This is a genomic window from Rathayibacter sp. AY1G1 (assembly GCF_002932095.1).
Lineage (GTDB): Bacteria > Actinomycetota > Actinomycetes > Actinomycetales > Microbacteriaceae > Rathayibacter.
Genome location: NZ_PSUZ01000021.1, coordinates 20,382 through 38,053, shown reverse-complemented (window position 1 = coordinate 38,053; position 17,672 = coordinate 20,382). Strand labels below are relative to the sequence as shown.

Here is a 17,672-nt window from a genome sequence, read left to right as displayed (position 1 = left end):
CGCGGAGCGGGCCCCGCGACCACGCCCGGGACCGCCCCGGGCAGAGCGAAGGGAGCCCGGGTCGACTGAACGACCCGGACTCCCTCCTGCAGTGCTGTTAGGCGCCGACCTTGAAACGGGCGAAGCCCGACACGGTCAGGCCCGCGTCGCTCAGGACCTTGCTGACGGACAGCTTGTTGTCCTTCGCGTAGTCCTGGTCGAGCAGGGCGACCTGCTTGAAGTACGCGTTCACGCGTCCCTCGATGATCTTCGGCAGGGCGGCCTCGGGCTTGCCCTCGCCGCGCGAGATCTCCTCGACGATGCGGCGCTCGTTGTCGACCTCGGACTGCGGCACGTCCTCGCGCGAGAGGTAGGACGGGTTCGCGAACGAGATGTGCTGGGCGACGGAGCGCGCGGTCTCGGCGTCCTCACCCGCGTAGCCGACGACCACGCCGACCTGCGGGGGCAGGTCCTTGTTCGTCTTGTGGAGGTAGATCGCGAAGTGCTCGCCCGAGACGGAGGCCACGCGGCGCAGCTCCACCTTCTCGCCGAGGATCGCGGCCTCGTCGTTGATGAGGTCGGCGACGGTCTTGCCGTCGGCGGGGGCCGCGAGGGCCGCCTCGACCGTGGTGGAGCCGGCGGCGACCACCGCGGTGAGCACGGCGTCGGCGAGGGCGATGAACTTCGTGCCCTTGGCGACGAAGTCGGTCTCGCAGGCGAGCTCGATCATCGTGGCGACGCCGTCCTTCTCGGCGGCGGCGACGAGGCCCTCGCTCGTCGAGCGGTCGGCGCGCTTCGCGTTGCCCTTGGCGCCCTTGAGGCGGAGGATCTCGACCGCCTTGTCCAGGTCGCCGTCGGCCTCGACCAGCGCGTTCTTCGTGTCGACCATGCCGGTACCGAGCTGCTCGCGCAGCGTCTTGACGTCAGCGAGGCTGAAATTTGCCATGTTCTCGGAACTCCTCTTGGTTCGGAAACCCTGTGGCGCCGTCACTCGCGGCGGGCTCACGGGAGGAGCCCAGCACGCCGAGGTGACGGCGGTTCTTACTCGTGGTGAACGTGCACCGACCGAGCGGGGGCCGGACGACCGCGGGTGCGGCGTCCGACCCCCGTCACGGAACGGGGTGTCAGGCGGTGGCGGTCTCGTCGGTCGAGGTCGCGGCGGCGTCGGCCTCGGGGGCCTCCTCCGCGGCGGGGGTCTCGGCCTCGACGACGGCCTCGTCGGCGGTCTCGGCCTCGGCGTCGGCGACCTTCTCGGTCTCCGCGCCGGCCTGCTCGTTCGGCTCCTGCACGTCGGCGGCGGGCGCACCGGTGGAGAGCAGCTCCTGCTCCCACTCGGCCAGCGGCTCGACGGCGGAGACGTTGCCCTCGGCCTCGGGCTTCTGGTGGCGCTGGATGAGGCCCTCGGCCGCGGCGTCGGCGACGATGCGGGTGAGCAGGCTCACCGAGCGGATCGCGTCGTCGTTGCCCGGGATCGGGTACTGGACCTCGTCCGGGTCGCAGTTCGTGTCGAGGATGCCGATGACCGGGATGCCCAGCTTCTTGGCCTCGTCGATCGCGAGGTGCTCCTTCTTGGTGTCGACGACCCAGAGGGCCGACGGCGTCTTCGAGAGGTTGCGGATGCCGCCGAGCGACTTGTGCAGCTTGTCGAGCTCGCGCTTCTTGATGAGGAGCTCCTTCTTGGTGAAGCCGCTCTTCGACGTGTCGTCGAAGTCGAGCTCCTCCAGCTCCTTCATGCGGGCGAGGCGCTTCGAGACCGTCTGGAAGTTGGTCAGGAGGCCGCCGAGCCAGCGCTGGTTCACGTAGGGCTGGCCGACGCGGGTCGCCTGCTCCGAGATCGCGTTCTGCGCCTGCTTCTTGGTGCCGACGAAGAGGATGGTGCCGCCGTGGGCGACCGTCTCCTTGACGAAGTCGTAGGTCTTGTCGATGTAGGCCAGCGACTGCTGGAGGTCGATGATGTAGCTGCCCGAGCGCTCGGTCAGGATGAAGCGCTTCATCTTCGGGTTCCAGCGACGGGTCTGGTGCCCGAAGTGGACGCCGCTGTCGAGCAGCTGGCGCATGGTGACGACTGCCATGAGTCGTTCTCCTTGTCTCGGGGCCTGGGCGCACGACGGCGCCGAACTCCCGTTCGGTTGTCTGCGACGGCCGGTCGGCACGTCGCCCTGGCGCCCGGCGCACTCCCGCCCCGGCCGCGTGAGCGGAGAGGGACCGTGGGGAGCGGAGGCCGAATGGGCGCGCGTAGTCACCCCGACGAGCGAGGTGCTCCGTGGAGTCTAGCACCAGGACGGCCGCCTCCCCCGCTGCTGCGGGAGGGCGGCCGTCGGGGCGCGGGAGGCCGGTGCTACTTGCGCGCCGACTTCATCACGGTGCGGATGTGCAGGGTGTCCATCTCCTCCAGCGAGCGGCCCTTGGTCTCGGGCACGAACATGAAGACGAAGACGAACGAGATCGCCGCGAAGGCGGCGTAGAGGCCGTAGGCCAGGGTGAGCGACACGTCCTGCGAGAGGATCGGGAAGGTCACCGTGATGGCGAAGTTCGCGATCCACTGGGCCGAGGCCGCCAGGCCGAGGGCGGCCGCCCGGATCCGGTTCGGGAAGATCTCGCCGAGGAGGACCCACACCAGCGGGCCCCAGGTCGCACCGAAGAAGACGACGAACGCGTTCGCCGAGACGAGGGCGATCGGCCCCCACGCGCCGGGCAGCGAGACGTCCTCTCCGCTGATCGTCGACTGGCTGAAGGCGATGGCCATCAGCGCGAGCGAGACGGCCATGCCGGCCGAGCCGACCAGCAGCAGCGGCTTCCGGCCGACCTTGTCGACCAGAAAGATCGCCACGAAGGTGACGACGACGTTCACGACCGAGGTGAAGACCGAGATCGCGAAGGAGTTGGACTCGTCGAATCCGACCGCGCTCCAGAGCGAGGTGGAGTAGTAGAAGATCACGTTGATGCCCACGAACTGCTGGAACACCGACAGCAGGATGCCGACCCAGACCACGGGGAGCAGGCCGAGGGCGGGGCCGCGGAGGCTGGAGCGCTTCGCGTTCTCGGAGTCCTCGTCGATCTTCTTCTGGATGTCCGCGAGCGCCTCGTCGACCTCGTCGCGCGGCGTGACCGTCGCGAGCACCGCGCGGGCGTCCTCGGAGCGGCCGCGGGTCGCGAGGTAGCGGGGCGACTCCGGCAGGGTCAGGGCCAGGAGGCCGTAGATGACGGCCGGCACGGCGCAGGCGATGAACATCCAGCGCCAGGCGGCGACGCCGAACCAGAAGGGCTCGGAGGCGCCGTCCGCGCCGTTCGCGATGAGGGTGTCCGAGAGCAGTGCGGCGAAGATGCCGAGCGTGATCGCCAGCTGCTGCAGCGACGCGAGGGCTCCGCGGATGGCCTTGGGCGCGATCTCCGAGATGTAGGTCGGAGCGATCACGGAGGCGATGCCGATGCCGAGGCCTCCGACCACGCGCCAGAGCACGAGGTCCCAGACCGCGAACGCCGCGCCGGCGCCGATGGAGGAGATGAAGAAGAGCCCGGCGCCGAGCAGCATGACCTTGATGCGGCCCCAGCGGTCGGCCAGGCGCCCAGCGAGGTACGCGCCGAGCGCACAGCCGAGCAGCGCGGAGGCGACGGCGAAGCCGATCAGGGCGGCCGAGAGCTGGAACTCGCCCTGCACCGCCTCCACGGCACCGTTCACCACCGACGAGTCGAAGCCGAAGAGGAAGCCGCCGACCGCCGCCGCGATCGCGAGGCCGATCACCTTCCTCTTCAGCTTCGCCGCCGAGGGGTTCGGGATGTCCGCTCTCCCGCTGGTCGTGTCAGATCGTCCGCTGGTCATGGTCGTCTCCGATTCTCGCCGCCGGTGGGGGCGGGGTGCCGCTCCCGAGCCGGATCACCGGCACGTTACTCCTCGCCGCGGCACCGCCGGGACGGGTTGCGCTCTCCCCCGGCCGATGTCCTCCCTCCACAGCCGGGCCCGTCGCGCTCTCCTCCCCTGATCCGCTCGGCCGACCACCGGTCTCGGACCGGCTCCAGGAGGGTGGCCGCATGCTCCGATCCCGACTCCTGCGCCCGGGCGTGTTCGCCCTCGCCGCTCTGCTCGTCGGGGCGCCTCTCGGCGCCTCGCCCTCCGGCACCTCGTCCCCCGGCCGGTCCGACCCGCGGTGGACCTCCCCCGTCGCGGGCTTCTCCGTCGTGGAGCCGTGGGGCGCGCCAGCGCACCGCTACGCCCCCGGGCACCGCGGGATCGACCTCGCCGCAGCGGCCGGGCAGCCCGTGGTCGCCGTCGCTGCGGGTACCGTGTCGTTCTCGGGCAGGGTGGTCGACCGGTCCGTGGTGAGCATCGTGCACGCGGACGGTCTGGTCTCGACGGTCGAGCCGGTCGACGGATCGGTGACGGCGGGGCAGGTCCTCACCGCGGGCCAGCCCGTCGGAGCAGTGGGTGCGGGCGGCCACTGCGACGGGAGGTGCGTGCACCTCGGCGTCCGCGAGGGTGGCGACTACGTTTCGCCGATGCGGTTCTTCGGCGGGATCCCCCGGGCGGTGCTTCTGCCGATGGACGACGTGGCGCAGGGTGTTCAGCGAGTGGCGCGGAAGGGTGCGTCCAGCGACTCGCGCGTCCGGTCAGGCGCGGGGGTGGGCGAGGCGGTAGGCGTCGCGGATCCGCTCGGTCGAGACGTGGGTGTAGATCTGCGTGGTGCCCAGGCTCGCGTGGCCGAGCAGCTCCTGGACGGCGCGGAGGTCGGCTCCGCCGTCGAGCAGATGGGTCGCCGCGGTGTGGCGGAGGGTGTGCGGACCGGACGGTCCGGAGCCCTGCCCGCCGTCGAGGAGCCTCGCCACCACGCCGTAGACCGTGCGCGGGGTGAGGCGCGCGCCCCGCCGTCCCAGCAGCAGGGCCCCGCTCCCGTCGCCGGTGGCGAGAGAGGGTCGGGCGCGCTCCAGGTAGTCGACGAGCGCCTCCTTCGCGGGGACGCCGAACGGGACGACCCGCTGCTTGGCGCCCTTGCCGGTGACGAGCACGGTGAGCCGGCCGAGATCGACGTCGCCCAGGTCGACGGCGACCAGCTCGGAGACGCGGATGCCGGAGGCGTAGAGCAGCTCGACGATCGCGAGGTCCCGCAGCGCCACCGGGTCATCGGTCGCGCCTCGCGCCGCGACCGTGTCGAGCACCTGTTCCGCCTGCGGGAGCGTGAGGACCCGCGGCAGTGTCCGTCCCGACTTGGGCGTCTTGAGGCGTGCGGCGACGTCGACGGGGAGCCGCTCGGTCCGATGCGCCCAGGAGGAGAAGGAGCGGACGGCCGCGGTGCGCCGGGCGAGGGTCGCGCGGGCGATCCCCGACTCCGACTCTCGCCAGAGCCAGTCGCGCAGCAGCTCGAGGTCGAGCTCGGCGGTGAGGAGCCGCCCCTTCTCCTCCGTGTGGGCGATCAGGCGCGCCAGGTCGGAGCGGTAGCCCTTCGCGGTGGCGGGCGAGAGGGATCGCTCATCGAGGACGTACCGGAGGAAGTGCTCGACCGAGTCGGCGAGCGTCTCGCCGGTCATGATCCGTCCGGAATCCGCGACCAGAGGTCGATGCGCCCCTGCTCGTCGAGCCCCTCGAGCCGCTCGATCAGGTCGGTGCCGAACCGCGTCGCGATCGGGGCCGGTGCCGTCGGCACGAACGAGGCGGCCACCGTCTCCGGGTGGACGTGGACGAGCGAGAGGCTCTGCGCTCCGTCGACGCCGGCGAGCTCCCGCTCGGGCGCTCCGAGGTCCATCGTGTAGCTGGTGGCGCCGGCGACGAGCACGGGCACGCCCGCGAAGGTCGCAGCCGTGGGGTAGTGCAGGTGGCCGCCGAGGATCGCGCGGACGTCGGTTCCGCGCACCACCTCATCGAGGCGGTCGATCCCCCGCAGCTCGAGCACGGTCATCGCGCCGAGCGGCGTGGGCAGCGGAGGGTGGTGCAGGGCGAGGATCGTCCCCAGCGGGGCCGGTGCGGCGAGCTCGTCCTTCAGCCAGGCCAGCTGGGCGTCGGTGAGGTCGCCGTGGTGGAAGCCGGGCACCGCGCTGTCGAGCGCGATGAGCCGGAGCCCGCCGAGGTCGACGACCTGGTCCACGGGTCCCGCGCCCGCCGGGTCCTGCCCGAGGAGCACCCGCCGGAACGCTCCGCGCTCGTCGTGGTTGCCCATCACCCAGACGATCGGGCAGCCGAACCGCTCGCCGACCGGGTCGAGCTGCTCGCGCACGAGCAGGTAGGCGTCCTCCTCGCCACGGTCCGCGACGTCCCCGGTGACGACGATCGCGTCCAGGCGTCCGCCGCGCTCGGCCAGCCGGCCGACCGCCTGCGCGAGGCGGGCGGCCGTGTCGACCTTCCCGTAGAGCGGAGCGCCGTCGGCCAGCAGGTGCGTGTCGCTCAGATGCGCGATGACCCTGTCGGCGGCGCGGAAGTGCCCGAGCTGCGGGCGCTCTCCGCCGTGTCCTGCTGCCGTGGCGTCCATGCCGCTCCCCTCGCCGATGCCCCTTCAGCGTAGGGCGGACCGCCGACAGCGCCGCGGCGGCGGGGCCGCTCACCCGGGCGCCCGCTCCCAGTCCCCGTCCTCGGAACGGTGGACGCGTCCGTCTGCGAGGAGCGCACCCAGCGCCGACAGTGCCGAATCGAGCGATTCCCCGGAGAGCCGGGCGACGGTTGCGGCGTCACAGCCTCCTTCGGATTCGACGACGGCCAGGACTCGCGCCTCAGCCGCGGTCAGCGCTCGGCACGATCCGTCGGCGTCGCCGACGGCGAGCAGTTCGAGCACATCCGCCGGCGAGGTGACGCAGGTCGCCGCGTACTCGCGGAGGAGCCGGTGGCAGCCGGCGGAGGAGGCACTGGTGACCGGGCCCGGGACCGCACCGAGGGGGCGGCCCAGGGCAGCCGCGTGGCCGGCGGTGTTGAGGGATCCGGAGCGGGCGCCGGCCTCGACGACGACGGTGCCCGCGGTGGAGGCGGCGATGAGGCGGTTGCGCTGCAGGAATCGCCAGCGAGTGGGCGTGGTGCCCGGCGGGACCTCCGTTGCGACGGCGCAGCCGGGGGTGGCGATGATGCGGTGGAGGAGGTCGGCGTGGGCCGTCGGGTAGAGGCGGTCCGCTCCCCCGGCGAGGAAGGCGACCGTCCGGCCTCCGGAGCCGAGGGCGGCACGGTGGGCGACCGCGTCGATCCCGAAGGCACCGCCCGAGACGACGGAGACGCCTCGCACCGCGACGCCCGCGGCGAGCTCGGCGGCGACGTGCTCGCCGTAGCCGGTGGCAGCGCGGGCGCCGACGAGGGCGAGGCGGTGCGTCGGATCGAAGGCGGCGGGATCACCGCGCAGCCAGAGCAGGAGTGGCGCGTGCGGCCCGAGGTCGTCGAGCGACTCGGGCCACACGGGAGCCCCGGGCAGGAGCAGCCGGGCGCCGAGTCGCTCGGCGATCTCGAGACGTCGGAACAGGAGCCTGCGGTCCAGGCGCGGTCGCCAGCGCGCCAGCCCCGACTGCAGGGCGGCGACCTCGGAGTCGAGGGGCGCGGGTGCCGGGCCTTCTTCGTCGGAGGGAGCGCGATGCGGGGGCGCGAGGATCTCCTCCGCGGACGACGAGGACACGACGTGGGCGAAGGCCTCGGCCGCGCCGACCCTCTCGATGAGGAGGGCGGCGACGGAGTCGCCGGGCTCGGTCAGAGAGTTCCAGCCGCACCGGGCAGCAGCGTCGACGAGTGACCCCCGACCACCGTCAGACTCATCGGTCGCCTCGCCGTCGGCAGCTGACCGGGGCTCGGCTGCACCGCTCGGCAGCAGTCGGCGAACAGCGTCGAGCTCCGCTCCGTCGAAGAGCGCGTCGGGCCGGATCACGCGGCACCTCCTCGAAGGACGAGCGCGCGCGCGAGGTGGGCTGCTGACGGCCGGTCGGCTGCGTCGAGGTCCGCGAGCGTCCAGGCCAGGCGCAGGACCCTGTCGTAGCCGCGCATGGTCACCAGACCTCGCTCCAGAGCCCGGTCGAGCGTGCGGGACTCGGCACTGGTCGGGCGCACCGCGTCCGAGCGCAGCCAGGCGCCGGAGACCTCCGAGTTGAGCGTCCACGGCGTGGAGGCGAGGCGAGCCGCTGCGAGGGACCGCGCCGCGGCGACACGGGCGCGAGCCTGCGCCGTCGACATTCCGGACGTGTTTCGACGTGCGGCCAGCTGAGCCGCGCTGATCCGGCGGACCGTCAGGCGGATGTCGACGCGGTCGAGCAGCGGTCCGCTGAGCCGCGCGAGGTAGCGGCGGCGGACCGAGGGAGCACAGGTGCAGGTCTCTCCGGGGATGCCGAAGCGGCCGCACGGGCACGGGTTCGCCGCGAGGACGAGCTGCACCCGCGCGGGGAACTCGGCGACGGCGTTCGCGCGGTGGATGCGGATCACTCCGGATTCGAGCGGCTGGCGCAGCGCGTCGAGGGCGACGGACGAGAACTCGGGGGCCTCGTCGAGGAACAGCACTCCCCGGGTGGCGCGGGCGACCGCGCCGGGCCGGATGCGGCCGCTGCCCCCGCCGACGATCGCTGCGGACGAGGCGGAGTGGTGCGGACTCTCGAACGGCGGTCTGCGCACCAGCACGCCACCGGTCGGCGCTCCGACCAGCGAGCGCATGCAGGTGGCCTCCAGCGCTGCGTCGTCATCGAGGTCGGGGAGGATGCCTGGAAGGCGCGAGGCGAGCATCGTCTTCCCGGCGCCGGGAGGCCCGAGCAGGAACACGTGGTGCCCGCCCGCCGCCGCGACCACCATCGCCTCGGCCGCCTCCTCGTTCCCCACGACGTCGGAGAGATCGAGACGGGCCTCCGGCTCGGACACGACCGCAGGTGCCGGCGCGGTCTCGGGGAGCACCGGCACCTCCCACTCGGCGCCGTGCCAGATCGCGGCCGCCGCGAGCGACGAGACGGCGATCACCTCGACGCCGTCGACCAGCTCCGCCTCGAGCCGGTCCTCGACAGGGACCATCACGCGGCGCCTGCCCTCGCTAGCGGCCGCGAGCACCGCGGGCAGCACGCCCGGGACCGAGCGCAGCCTGCCGTCCAGCCCGAGCTCGCCGATGTGGACGACCGCGGCGACCGACTCCGCGTCGACCTCCCGGAGCGACGCGAGCGCGGCCAGCCCGATGGCGAGATCGAAGGCCGAGCCGTGCTTGGGCATCGCGGCCGGCGAGAGGTTCACCGTGATCTTGTACTCGGCGATCGTGCTGCCGGAGTTGATCGCGGCCGAGCGGACCCGCTCCTTCGCCTGCGCGAGAGCCGCGTCAGGCAGGCCGATGAGCACCATGCCGGGCGTGCCGTCGGCCGAGTGCGCCTCCACCCCGACCACGGCTCCGGCGAAGCCGACGAGACCGACGGCGGACGTCCTCCCCAGCCCCATCACGCCACCGCCCGCAGGTGACGGATCTGCGACGGGACTCCCCCGGGCGCGACGATGCCGACCGCGTCGATCCGCAGATGCCGGGAGCGCTCGTGGTGCTCGTCTGCCCAGGCGTAGGCGAGCCGGCGCAGGCGCTGAGCCTTGGCGCGCGTGATCGCCTCGACGGGGAGGCCGAAACGCGTCGACGAGCGCGTCTTCACCTCCACCACGACCAGCGCCGAGCCGTCGCGGGCGATGATGTCGAGCTCGCCCTCGCGCACCCGCCAGTTGCGGTCGAGGATCTCGAATCCGTTGTCTCTCAGGTGCGCCGCCGCGATCTCCTCGCCGCGCCGCCCCAGTTCGTCCTTGTCCATGCGTCCTCCTGCCGGAAGCGTGACGGAGCAGGCGGGCGCGCCGGGGTGGAGGGTGACGGTTCCGTGGAGAACGGGCCGGATCGACGGCTGTGGAGGGAGGCCGGGCACCGGCAGGACGGCGGACGGCGGCTGCTCGACCAGCACGTGACGGGGACGGGGGTCTCGATACGCCGCCGGAGGCGGCTACTCGACCAGCAAAGACGGGGGGCTGCTCGACCGGGACGTGACGGGCCGGGGGTCTCGATACGCCGCCGGAGGCGGCTACTCGACCAGCGAAGACGGGGGCTGGTCGACCGGGACGTCCGGGGACGGGGGTCTCGATACGCCGCCGGAGGCGGCTACTCGACCAGCAAGGAGTTCAGAGGCGGCTTCTCGACCAGCAAAGACGGGGGGCTGCTCGACCGGCGAAGACGGGCGGCTGCTCGACCGGCAAGGGGGCCGGAGGCTGCCGCGACAGCGCCCTACTCGTCGAGCGCGAGCTCCTTGGGGAGCTCGAACTCCTTGCGGGAGAGCTCCTCGACGTTGACGTCCTTGAAGGTCAGCACGCGCACCGACTTCACGAAGCGGTCGGAGCGGTAGACGTCCCAGACCCACACGTCGCGCATGGTGAGCTCGAAGTAGAAGTCGTGCTCGGTGTCGCGGCGGACCAGGTCGACCTCGTTCGCCAGGTAGAACCGGCGCTCGGTCTCGACGACGTACGAGAACTGCGAGACGACGTCGCGGTACTCCCGGTACAGTGCTAGCTCGACCTCGCGGTCGTAGTCCTCGAATTCGTCCTCATCCATCGTTGGACAATCCTACGCCGAGCCGACGGGCCCGAGCGCCGGGAGCGGCTCCTCGACGCTCTCCCGCGACTTCGACAGCCAGGTCACCCGGTGCAGCGGGGACGGGCCGACCCGCTCGATGCCCGCCCAGTGCGCGGCGCTGCCGTAGCCCTTGTTGCTGTCCCAGGCGTAGTCGGCGAAGTCGTCGTGGTGGCGCACCATCTGACCATCGCGGCCCACCTTCGCGAGCACGGAGGCGGCGGAGACGGCGGCGCAGTCGCGGTCGGCCTTCACGCGGGTGACGATCGTCAGCTCTGCCGCCCTCTCGCCCAGCGCGGGCGTCAGCCAGTCGTGGGCGCCGTCGAGGAGGACGACGGCGGTGGCGAGGTCGACGCCCTGGTCGGCGAGGCGCTCGATGCCCCTCGACGCGGCGCGGCCGAGGCCGGCGATGATCCCGGTCTCGTCGATCTCGTCCGCCGAGGACTCGCCGATCGCCCAGGCCGAGACCCACTTCGCGACTCCCGGCAGGAGCGCCTCGCGGCGGGCGGGAGCGAGCATCTTGGAGTCGCGGAGCCCCTCGGGGAAGCGCCCGCAACGGCTGCCGATCGACACGACACCGACCGACACCGGGCCGGCGATCGCGCCGCGGCCGACCTCGTCGCAGCCGATGACCGTCTCGTAGCCCTGCCGGAAGAGGCGCCGCTCCTGCGTCAGCGTCGGCTCGGCGACGACCACCTAGCCCTGCCCGCTCTGCGCGTCGTCCGAGCCCTCCTCGGAGGCCTCGGTGTCGACTCCGCGGAACACCGACGGGTAGTCGTCGAGCCACGCCCACTGCTGCACGGGCCAGGTCACGAGGATCGCGCGGCCCACGACGTTGTCGATCGGCACGAAGCCGCCGCCCGGCTTGTCGGTGTTGTAGCGGGAGTCGGCGGAGTTGTAGCGGTTGTCGCCCATCACCCAGAGCGAGCCCTCGGGCACGACGACGTCGAAGGGGGTGGCCGAGACGGCCTGCACCCCGTCGGGCAGCTTCACGTAGGGCTCGTCGATCGGGTTGCCGTTGATCTCGACCTGGCCGAGCGGCGTGCAGCAGGTCACGTGATCGCCGGGCAGGCCGATGACGCGCTTGATGAGGTGGTCGTTGCTGTCGGGAGCGGTGAGGCCGACGAGTGCGAGGGCGGAGTCGACCGCGGCCTGGAACGGCGGCACGGAGGGCTCGGAGCTCGGCGAGAGCCATCCGCCGGGATCGCGGAAGACGACGACGTCGCCCCGCGAGATCGGCACGACTCCGGGCACGAGCTCGTTCACGAGGATGCGATCGTTCTCGACGAGCGTCTGCTCCATGGAGGAGGAGGGGATGTAGAACGAGCGGATCAGGAAGGTCTTCACGAGGAAGGAGACGAGCACCGCGACCACGAAGATGATCAGCACGTCGCGGAGGAAGAGCAGGACTCCCCGGCGCTTGCGCGGGCGCTTCTCGGACGGATCCGCCGAGTGGCGGGCGTGGTCCTCGCCTCCGGGGAGGCGGACCGGGGCCGTGCTGTCTGTCATCGCTCGCCGTCGCCCCTACTGTGCATCACCGGGTGGACTCCCCGGACGGATCGCCCCCGAGAAAGGGAGGAACCCCGGTCCATCATAGGTGGACCGGGGTTCCCGAGAAGTCGTGCGGATGCCGCTCAGGCGTCGCGCTTCTCCTTGATCTTGGCCTTCTTGCCGCGCAGGTTGCGCAGGTAGTAGAGCTTCGCGCGACGGACGTCACCGCGGGTGACGACCTCGATGTGGTCGATGACCGGCGAGTGCACGGGGAACGTGCGCTCGACGCCGACCTGGAAGCTCACCTTGCGGACGGTGAAGGTCTCGCGGACGCCCTCGTTGGAGCGGCCGATGACGACGCCCTGGAAGACCTGGATGCGCGAGCGGGAGCCCTCGACGATGTTGACGTGGACCTTGACGGTGTCGCCGGCGCGGAAGTCCGGGACATCGCTGCGGAGGGACGCCGCATCGACGGAATCGAGGATGTGCATGCTGTATCGCTCTCCGTGCCCGCCACAGGTCGAACACCGTTTCGTTGATGGAAGTCGGTCGTGCCCACGTCGTCGCGGCTCCCCTGTGGCAGAGCCTGCGCGAGGCACAAGCGCTCATTCTGCCATGCCGCGTCGATCCGAGTCAAAGCAGGCTCGTCTGGAGGGCAGGGTCACCCTGAGGCCAGAGCCGCGCAGAGGGCGGATCCGTCGAGAGGGCCGAGCCGTGGAGCAGGGCGGGGCCCCGCAGGGGACAGCGCCTCTCGGGACGCCCGACCCCTCAGAGGACGATGGTCTGCCCGTCCTGCGGGCGCTCCGGGTCGAAGCCCTCCCCGGCGACGGGGCGGTGAGCGCCCTCGGCCTGCACGGACGCCGCCTCCGAGAAGGCGAGGAGAGTGGCCCTCGCGTCGGCGAGGAACCGCCACGCCGAGTGCCAGAAGGCCGCCACTCCGAGGACCACCGAGAGCAGGCCCAGCGCCCAGGCGCCGGGCGGGAAGAAGCCGAAGGCGATCAGGGAGAGGTGCCAGGCGCCGACCACGGCCACGTCGCCCCACGCGGGAGTGCGGGTGGGCCGGACGGTCACCCGGAATGCGACGATCGCGGCCACAGCCGCCAGCGCGACCGCCAGAATGGGGAGGGCGATCACCAGGCCGAGCACGGTCCAGCCGCTCGATCCTCCGAAGACCCCGTAGCCGAGGAGGATCCACAAGGGCAGCACGATCGCCGCCGGGAACTGCCAGGAACCGAATGCCCGTCGCGTGCGCATGCACCGACCGTACCCACCACCGCTGAGCGACGGCTCAGCGGACCCCGAGAGGATCAGGATGATCGAGCTACGCACCCCCGCCGAGATCGAGGAGATGCGTCCCGCCGGCCGCTTCGTCGGCGAGGTACTGAAGGCCACCTCCGCTGCCGCCGCGGTCGGCGTGAACCTGCTGGAGCTCGACCGGCTCGCCCACGACATGATCCGCACGGCCGGCGCCGAGTCCTGCTACATCGACTACCACCCCTCCTTCGGCGCGAGCCCCTTCGGCAAGGTCATCTGCACCTCCGTCAACGACGCGGTGCTGCACGGCCTGCCCTTCGACTACCGGCTGAAGGACGGCGACCTGCTCACCCTCGACTTCGCCGCCTCCGTGAACGGCTGGGTCGCCGACTCGGCCATCAGCGTCGTGGTCGGGACGCCGCGCGAGGAGGACCTCGCCCTCATCGACACCACCACACGCGCGCTCGAGGCCGGCATCGCCGCCGCGCAGCCCGGGAAGAAGATCGGCGACATCTCCGCGGCCATCGCGGCCGTCGCACACGCCGAGGGCCTGTCCATCAACACCGACTTCGGCGGCCACGGCGTCGGCCGCACGATGCACGGCGATCCGCACATCCCCAACGACGGACGCGCCGGCCGCGGCTACCCGCTCCGCCCGGGCCTCGTCGTCGCGATCGAGCCGTGGTTCCTGCAGACGACCGACGAGATCTACACGGACAAGGACGGCTGGACCCTCCGCAGCCGCGACGGCTCGCGCGGCGCCCACATGGAGCACACGATCGCCATCACCGAGACGGGGAACATCGTCCTCTCCGCGCGGGACTGACTGCAGATGGACAGTACCGCTATCGGATAGCGATACTGTCCACGTGCGAATCTCGGAGCTCAGCCGCAGCAGCGGCGTCAGCCTGCCTACGATCAAGTACTACATCCGGGAGGGGCTGCTGCCGCCGGGCGACGCCGCCGGCCCCCAGCGGGCGGAGTACGGGGACGCCCATGTCGCCCGCCTGACGCTGCTCCGGGCGCTCATCGAGAGCGGCGGCGTCGGTATCGCCGGCGCGAAGCGGATCACGGCCGCGCTCGACGCGGGCGTCGGTCCGACAGCAGCGTTCGAGGTGGCGCAGGACGTGGTCTCCGTGAGCGCCGACTCGACCGCGTCCGCCACCGAGGCGTCGACGCGGCGGATCGCCGAGGCCGCGGGCTCCGACCACTGCGGCCACCCTGCCGTCGCGACGGCGGCACGGGCGCTCGATGCGCTCGAGCTCTCCACCGGACCGATGAGCGCCGGCTGGCTCGAGATCTACGCCCGCGCCGCCGCCCTCGTCGCCTCCGCCGACCTCGACGAACTGCAGGCCCGCGAGAGCGTGAGCGAGCAGGCTGCCGTCGCCGCCGTCGGCACCGCGCTCGGAGACGTGGTGCTGCAGTCGCTCCGGCGCGTCGCCCAGGCGCGCGAGACGCAGAGCCGCTTCGGCTCGACGGAGGTGCCCCGATGAGCGCCGCGACCGAGACGCCCGCGCCCACAGCCTCCGCTGCTCCGCACCGGCCGCTCCTGGTGCTCGCTGCCGCGATGGCGCTCGGCGCCCTCCTCTGCGCGATCGCGCTGGTCGTCGATCCCCGCGAGCTCGGCGGACAGCCGCTCTGGGGCAAGCCGCTGAAGTTCTGCCTCTCGATCGCGCTGTACGCCGTGACGCTCGCCTGGCTGATCGGGCTCGTGCCCCGCCGGCGCCGCCTCGCCCGAGCGCTGGGCACGGTCGCGGCGGTCGGTCTGGCGGTCGAGATGGTCGTGATCGGAGGCGCCGCCCTGGTCGGCGAGCGCAGCCACTTCGACGTCTCCACTCCCCTGCACGCCGCGCTCTGGGCCTCGATGGCCGTCTCGATCATGGTGGTCTGGCTGGCGACGCTGGTCCTCGCCGCCCCCTGGCGCGGGTGCCGCTCGGCGACCCTGCGCTGACGCTCGCCGTCCGCGCCGGACTCGTGATCGGGCTCGTCGGGATGGCCCTCGCGTTCCTGATGACGGGGCCCTCGCCCGGCCAGATCAGCGACTACCAGGGCGTCGTCGGTGCGCACGCCGTCGGAGTCGCGGACGGCGGACCCGGCCTCCCCCTCCTGGGCTGGAGCACCACGGGGGGCGATCTGCGCATCCCGCACTTCGTCGGGATGCACGCTCTGCAGGGGCTCCCGCTGCTCGCGCTGCTGCTCGGACGGCTGGCAGCCCGGATCCCCGTCCTGCGCCCCGGATCCACCCGGCTGCGGCTCGTCGCACTGGCCTCGGCGGGCTGGGCGGCCGCGGTCGCCCTCACCTGCTGGCAGGCGCTGCGCGGTCAGGCGCTGACCGCACCGGACGCGCTGACCCTCGCCGTCGCTACTGTGGCCGTGGTCGCCCTCGCCGGAGGGACGATCCTCACCCTCGCACGAACGGAGGCCCGCGCATGAGCCGGCTGCACCGCGGCTGGACGCCGCTCGGGATCGTCTACCTCGTCCTCGCCCTCGCCGGGCTGATCGGGACCTGGACCTGGAACATGAGGGCTATGCAGGAGGGCGCGGACCTGCTCGCCGGCCTCGCCGCAGGCGGGCCGTGGGTGTCGTCGTTCTCGACCGACCTGCTGGTCGTCGCGATCGCGGCCGTCGCCTTCATGGTGGTGGAGGGCCGCCGGATCGGGATGCGCCGCGTGTGGATCCTGGTGCTGCTCGCGCCGCTGGTCGCCCTCGCGTTCGCGTTCCCCCTCTTCCTCGCCCTCCGCGACCGGCACCTGGCCCTCGCGGCCCGGTGACCGTGCGGCTCGGGGCTAGGGAAGCAGTTCGGGGCGGACGCGGCGCGTGCGCTCGACGCTCTGCTCGTGGCGCCAGGCGGCGATCGCCCCGTGGTTGCCGCTGAGGAGCACCGGAGGGACGTCGAGGCCGCGCCAGGAGGCCGGCTTGGTGTAGCTCGGGTACTCGAGCAGCCCGTCGGAGTGGCTCTCCTCGACCAGGCTCGCCGGATTGCCGACCACGCCCGGGACCAGGCGTCCGACGGCCTCGATCATCGCCATCACGGCGACCTCTCCTCCGTTGAGGACGTAGTCGCCGAGGCTGATCAGCCGGACCCGCGCGCGCTCGGCGGTGTGGTCCACGACGCGCTGGTCGATGCCCTCGTAGCGGCCGCAGCCGAAGACGAGGGTGGACTCCTCCGCGAGCTCGCGGGCGGTCGCCTGGGTGAACAGCTCGCCCGCGGGCGACGGGAAGATCACGACGGGGTCGTCCGCGCCGTCGAGGATCGTGTCGAGCGCCTCGCCCCACGGCTCCGGTCGCATCACCATGCCGGCGCCGCCGCCGTAGGGCGTGTCGTCGACGGTGCGGTGGCGGTCGTGGGTGAAGTCCCGCAGGTCGTGCACGCCGAGCTCGATCAGCCCGCTCTGCCGAGCACGGCCGAGCAGGCTGATGTCGAGCACGCCGAAGAACTCCGGGAAGATCGTGACGATGTCGATCCTCACGACCGGGGCTCCTCCTCGGAGGCGGCCGGGGGCTCGTCGTCGGCGGGCTCCTCGAGAGCGGCGTCCGCGTCAGCGGAGTCCGCGTCATCGGAGGCGTCCGTCGCGTCGGCGTCCGCAGGCGCGCTCAGCGCCGGGTCCGCGAGGTCGACACCGCTGAGGTCGACCGCGGCGGGCTCCTCCTCGGGGGCCTCCTCGAACAGGCCGATCGGAGGCGTGACCGTGACGATCCCGGCCGCGGCGTCGACGGAGGGGACGATCGCGTTCACGAACGGCACCATCACCTCGCCGGAGGGGGTGCCGACGATGAGCAGGTCCTGCGCGGGGAAGTGGTCGACGCGGCGGACGGTGCCGACCTCGACGCCGTCGCGGACGACCTTCATGCCGACCAGCTGGTAGTCGTACCAGGAGTCGTCCTCGCCCGGCTGGGTCTGCACCTCCTCGTCGATCCAGAGGATCGCCTTCAGGAGGGTCTCAGCGGCGTTGCGGTCGTCGACGCCTCGGAAGAACGCGACGGGGTGGCTGTTGTACCAGCGCAGCTCGACGAGCTCGAGCTTCTTGCCGTGCCACTCGGAGGTGCGCGGGACCTGCAGCGTGAACGTGGATCCGGGGGTGAAGCGCTTGTCGGGCTCGTCCGTGTAGAGCTCGAGCTTGATGGCGCCCTTGAGTCCGTGGGCCTTGGTGAGTCGGGCGACGCGGAGCTGCGTCGTGCCCGGTCCGGTGACCGACACCTCTACTTGTCGGTGTCGACGACGTCGACGCGCACTCGGCGCCCGTCGGCGAGCGCGGCGACGAGAGTGCGGACGGCCTTGGCGGTGCGACCGGAGCGTCCGATCACGCGGCCGAGGTCCTCGGGGTGCACGCGCACCTCGAGGACCTCTCCGCGCGGGGAGCTCGTGGCCACGACACTGACCTCATCGGGGTTCTCGACGATCCCCTTGACGAGGTGTTCGACGGCGGGAGCGAGCACTGA

At 72.3% G+C, this 17,672-nt stretch carries 21 protein-coding genes and 1 pseudogene; 6 read left to right on the top strand and 16 right to left on the bottom strand.

Going from position 1 to position 17,672, the window contains the following annotated elements:
• Positions 1–97: 97 nt before the first annotated feature.
• From tsf to C5C36_RS12485, 3 genes are all read right to left on the bottom strand, one after another.
• Positions 98–925, bottom strand: a complete 828-nt coding sequence (tsf, locus tag C5C36_RS12495; RefSeq protein WP_104272926.1) for a translation elongation factor Ts — start codon at positions 923–925, stop codon at positions 98–100.
• A 178-nt stretch (positions 926–1,103) separates the two neighbouring features.
• Complete coding sequence (gene rpsB / locus C5C36_RS12490) at positions 1,104–2,051, bottom strand: 30S ribosomal protein S2 (protein WP_104223896.1); 948 nt, start codon at positions 2,049–2,051, stop codon at positions 1,104–1,106.
• Between the two features lie 266 nt (positions 2,052–2,317).
• Entirely contained in the window at positions 2,318–3,799 is a 1,482-nt protein-coding gene (locus tag C5C36_RS12485) for a sugar porter family MFS transporter (RefSeq protein ID WP_104223897.1), read from the bottom strand.
• A 209-nt stretch (positions 3,800–4,008) separates the two neighbouring features.
• Between C5C36_RS12485 and C5C36_RS18270 the strand changes: the two are divergent.
• Positions 4,009–4,461, top strand: a pseudogene (locus C5C36_RS18270) (murein hydrolase activator EnvC family protein); the annotation flags it as partial.
• Between the two features lie 123 nt (positions 4,462–4,584).
• Here C5C36_RS18270 and C5C36_RS12475 read toward each other — a convergent pair.
• From C5C36_RS12475 to C5C36_RS12430, 10 genes are all read right to left on the bottom strand, one after another.
• The gene (locus C5C36_RS12475; RefSeq protein WP_104288326.1) at positions 4,585–5,499 is read right to left on the bottom strand and encodes a tyrosine recombinase XerC; all 915 of its coding nucleotides are present in this window, start codon (positions 5,497–5,499) and stop codon (positions 4,585–4,587) included.
• On the bottom strand, positions 5,496–6,434 hold the full coding sequence (locus C5C36_RS12470) for a phosphodiesterase (protein WP_104309829.1): 939 nt from the start codon (positions 6,432–6,434) through the stop codon (positions 5,496–5,498). Before C5C36_RS12470 ends, C5C36_RS12475 begins: the two co-directional genes overlap by 4 nt.
• A 69-nt stretch (positions 6,435–6,503) precedes the next feature.
• Positions 6,504–7,799 carry a DNA-processing protein DprA gene (gene dprA, locus C5C36_RS12465; protein WP_258072288.1) on the bottom strand — a complete coding sequence of 432 codons (1,296 nt, stop codon included), beginning with the start codon at positions 7,797–7,799 and terminating at the stop codon, positions 6,504–6,506.
• Positions 7,796–9,331 carry a YifB family Mg chelatase-like AAA ATPase gene (locus C5C36_RS12460; protein WP_104309837.1) on the bottom strand — a complete coding sequence of 512 codons (1,536 nt, stop codon included), beginning with the start codon at positions 9,329–9,331 and terminating at the stop codon, positions 7,796–7,798. The genes dprA and C5C36_RS12460 overlap by 4 nt, the downstream gene beginning before the upstream one ends.
• On the bottom strand, positions 9,331–9,684 hold the full coding sequence (locus C5C36_RS12455) for a YraN family protein (protein ID WP_104309828.1): 354 nt from the start codon (positions 9,682–9,684) through the stop codon (positions 9,331–9,333). The genes C5C36_RS12460 and C5C36_RS12455 overlap by 1 nt, the downstream gene beginning before the upstream one ends.
• A gap of 461 nt (positions 9,685–10,145) precedes the next feature.
• Positions 10,146–10,469, bottom strand: coding sequence for a DUF2469 domain-containing protein (locus tag C5C36_RS12450; protein ID WP_055792576.1), 324 nt, complete (start codon positions 10,467–10,469; stop codon positions 10,146–10,148).
• A gap of 12 nt (positions 10,470–10,481) precedes the next feature.
• On the bottom strand, positions 10,482–11,183 hold the full coding sequence (locus C5C36_RS12445) for a ribonuclease HII (RefSeq protein ID WP_104288324.1): 702 nt from the start codon (positions 11,181–11,183) through the stop codon (positions 10,482–10,484).
• Positions 11,184–11,996, bottom strand: coding sequence for a signal peptidase I (gene lepB / locus C5C36_RS12440; RefSeq protein WP_104250528.1), 813 nt, complete (start codon positions 11,994–11,996; stop codon positions 11,184–11,186).
• 125 nt (positions 11,997–12,121) lie between these two features.
• Complete coding sequence (gene rplS, locus C5C36_RS12435) at positions 12,122–12,469, bottom strand: 50S ribosomal protein L19 (protein WP_104223904.1); 348 nt, start codon at positions 12,467–12,469, stop codon at positions 12,122–12,124.
• A gap of 277 nt (positions 12,470–12,746) precedes the next feature.
• The gene (locus C5C36_RS12430; protein ID WP_104223905.1) at positions 12,747–13,232 is read right to left on the bottom strand and encodes a hypothetical protein; all 486 of its coding nucleotides are present in this window, start codon (positions 13,230–13,232) and stop codon (positions 12,747–12,749) included.
• A gap of 58 nt (positions 13,233–13,290) precedes the next feature.
• Here C5C36_RS12430 and map point away from each other — a divergent pair, with 58 nt between their 5' ends.
• From map to C5C36_RS12410, 5 genes are read left to right on the top strand one after another with little or no spacing between them, the layout of a single operon-like run.
• Complete coding sequence (map, locus tag C5C36_RS12425; RefSeq protein ID WP_104223906.1) at positions 13,291–14,058, top strand: type I methionyl aminopeptidase; 768 nt, start codon at positions 13,291–13,293, stop codon at positions 14,056–14,058.
• Positions 14,059–14,101: 43 nt separating this feature from the next.
• Positions 14,102–14,725 (top strand): MerR family transcriptional regulator, encoded by a 624-nt coding sequence (locus tag C5C36_RS12420; protein ID WP_104309827.1) that lies wholly within the window; start codon positions 14,102–14,104, stop codon positions 14,723–14,725.
• Positions 14,722–15,183 carry a hypothetical protein gene (locus tag C5C36_RS18105; RefSeq protein WP_258072287.1) on the top strand — a complete coding sequence of 154 codons (462 nt, stop codon included), beginning with the start codon at positions 14,722–14,724 and terminating at the stop codon, positions 15,181–15,183. Before C5C36_RS12420 ends, C5C36_RS18105 begins: the two co-directional genes overlap by 4 nt.
• On the top strand, positions 15,159–15,665 hold the full coding sequence (locus tag C5C36_RS18100; RefSeq protein WP_258072286.1) for a hypothetical protein: 507 nt from the start codon (positions 15,159–15,161) through the stop codon (positions 15,663–15,665). The genes C5C36_RS18105 and C5C36_RS18100 overlap by 25 nt, the downstream gene beginning before the upstream one ends.
• On the top strand, positions 15,662–16,003 hold the full coding sequence (locus tag C5C36_RS12410) for a DUF2834 domain-containing protein (RefSeq protein ID WP_104309826.1): 342 nt from the start codon (positions 15,662–15,664) through the stop codon (positions 16,001–16,003). The genes C5C36_RS18100 and C5C36_RS12410 overlap by 4 nt, the downstream gene beginning before the upstream one ends.
• 15 nt (positions 16,004–16,018) lie before the next feature.
• On the opposite strand, the gene trmD is transcribed toward C5C36_RS12410, so the two are convergent.
• From trmD to C5C36_RS12395, 3 genes are read right to left on the bottom strand one after another with little or no spacing between them, the layout of a single operon-like run.
• Positions 16,019–16,702 (bottom strand): tRNA (guanosine(37)-N1)-methyltransferase TrmD, encoded by a 684-nt coding sequence (trmD, locus tag C5C36_RS12405; RefSeq protein ID WP_104226875.1) that lies wholly within the window; start codon positions 16,700–16,702, stop codon positions 16,019–16,021.
• On the bottom strand, positions 16,699–17,430 hold the full coding sequence (rimM, locus tag C5C36_RS12400) for a ribosome maturation factor RimM (RefSeq protein WP_104260575.1): 732 nt from the start codon (positions 17,428–17,430) through the stop codon (positions 16,699–16,701). Before rimM ends, trmD begins: the two co-directional genes overlap by 4 nt.
• Positions 17,431–17,432: 2 nt before the next feature.
• Positions 17,433–17,669: an RNA-binding protein gene (locus tag C5C36_RS12395; protein ID WP_068210678.1), complete on the bottom strand. Its 237-nt coding sequence runs from the start codon at positions 17,667–17,669 to the stop codon at positions 17,433–17,435.
• Positions 17,670–17,672: the final 3 nt, after the last annotated feature.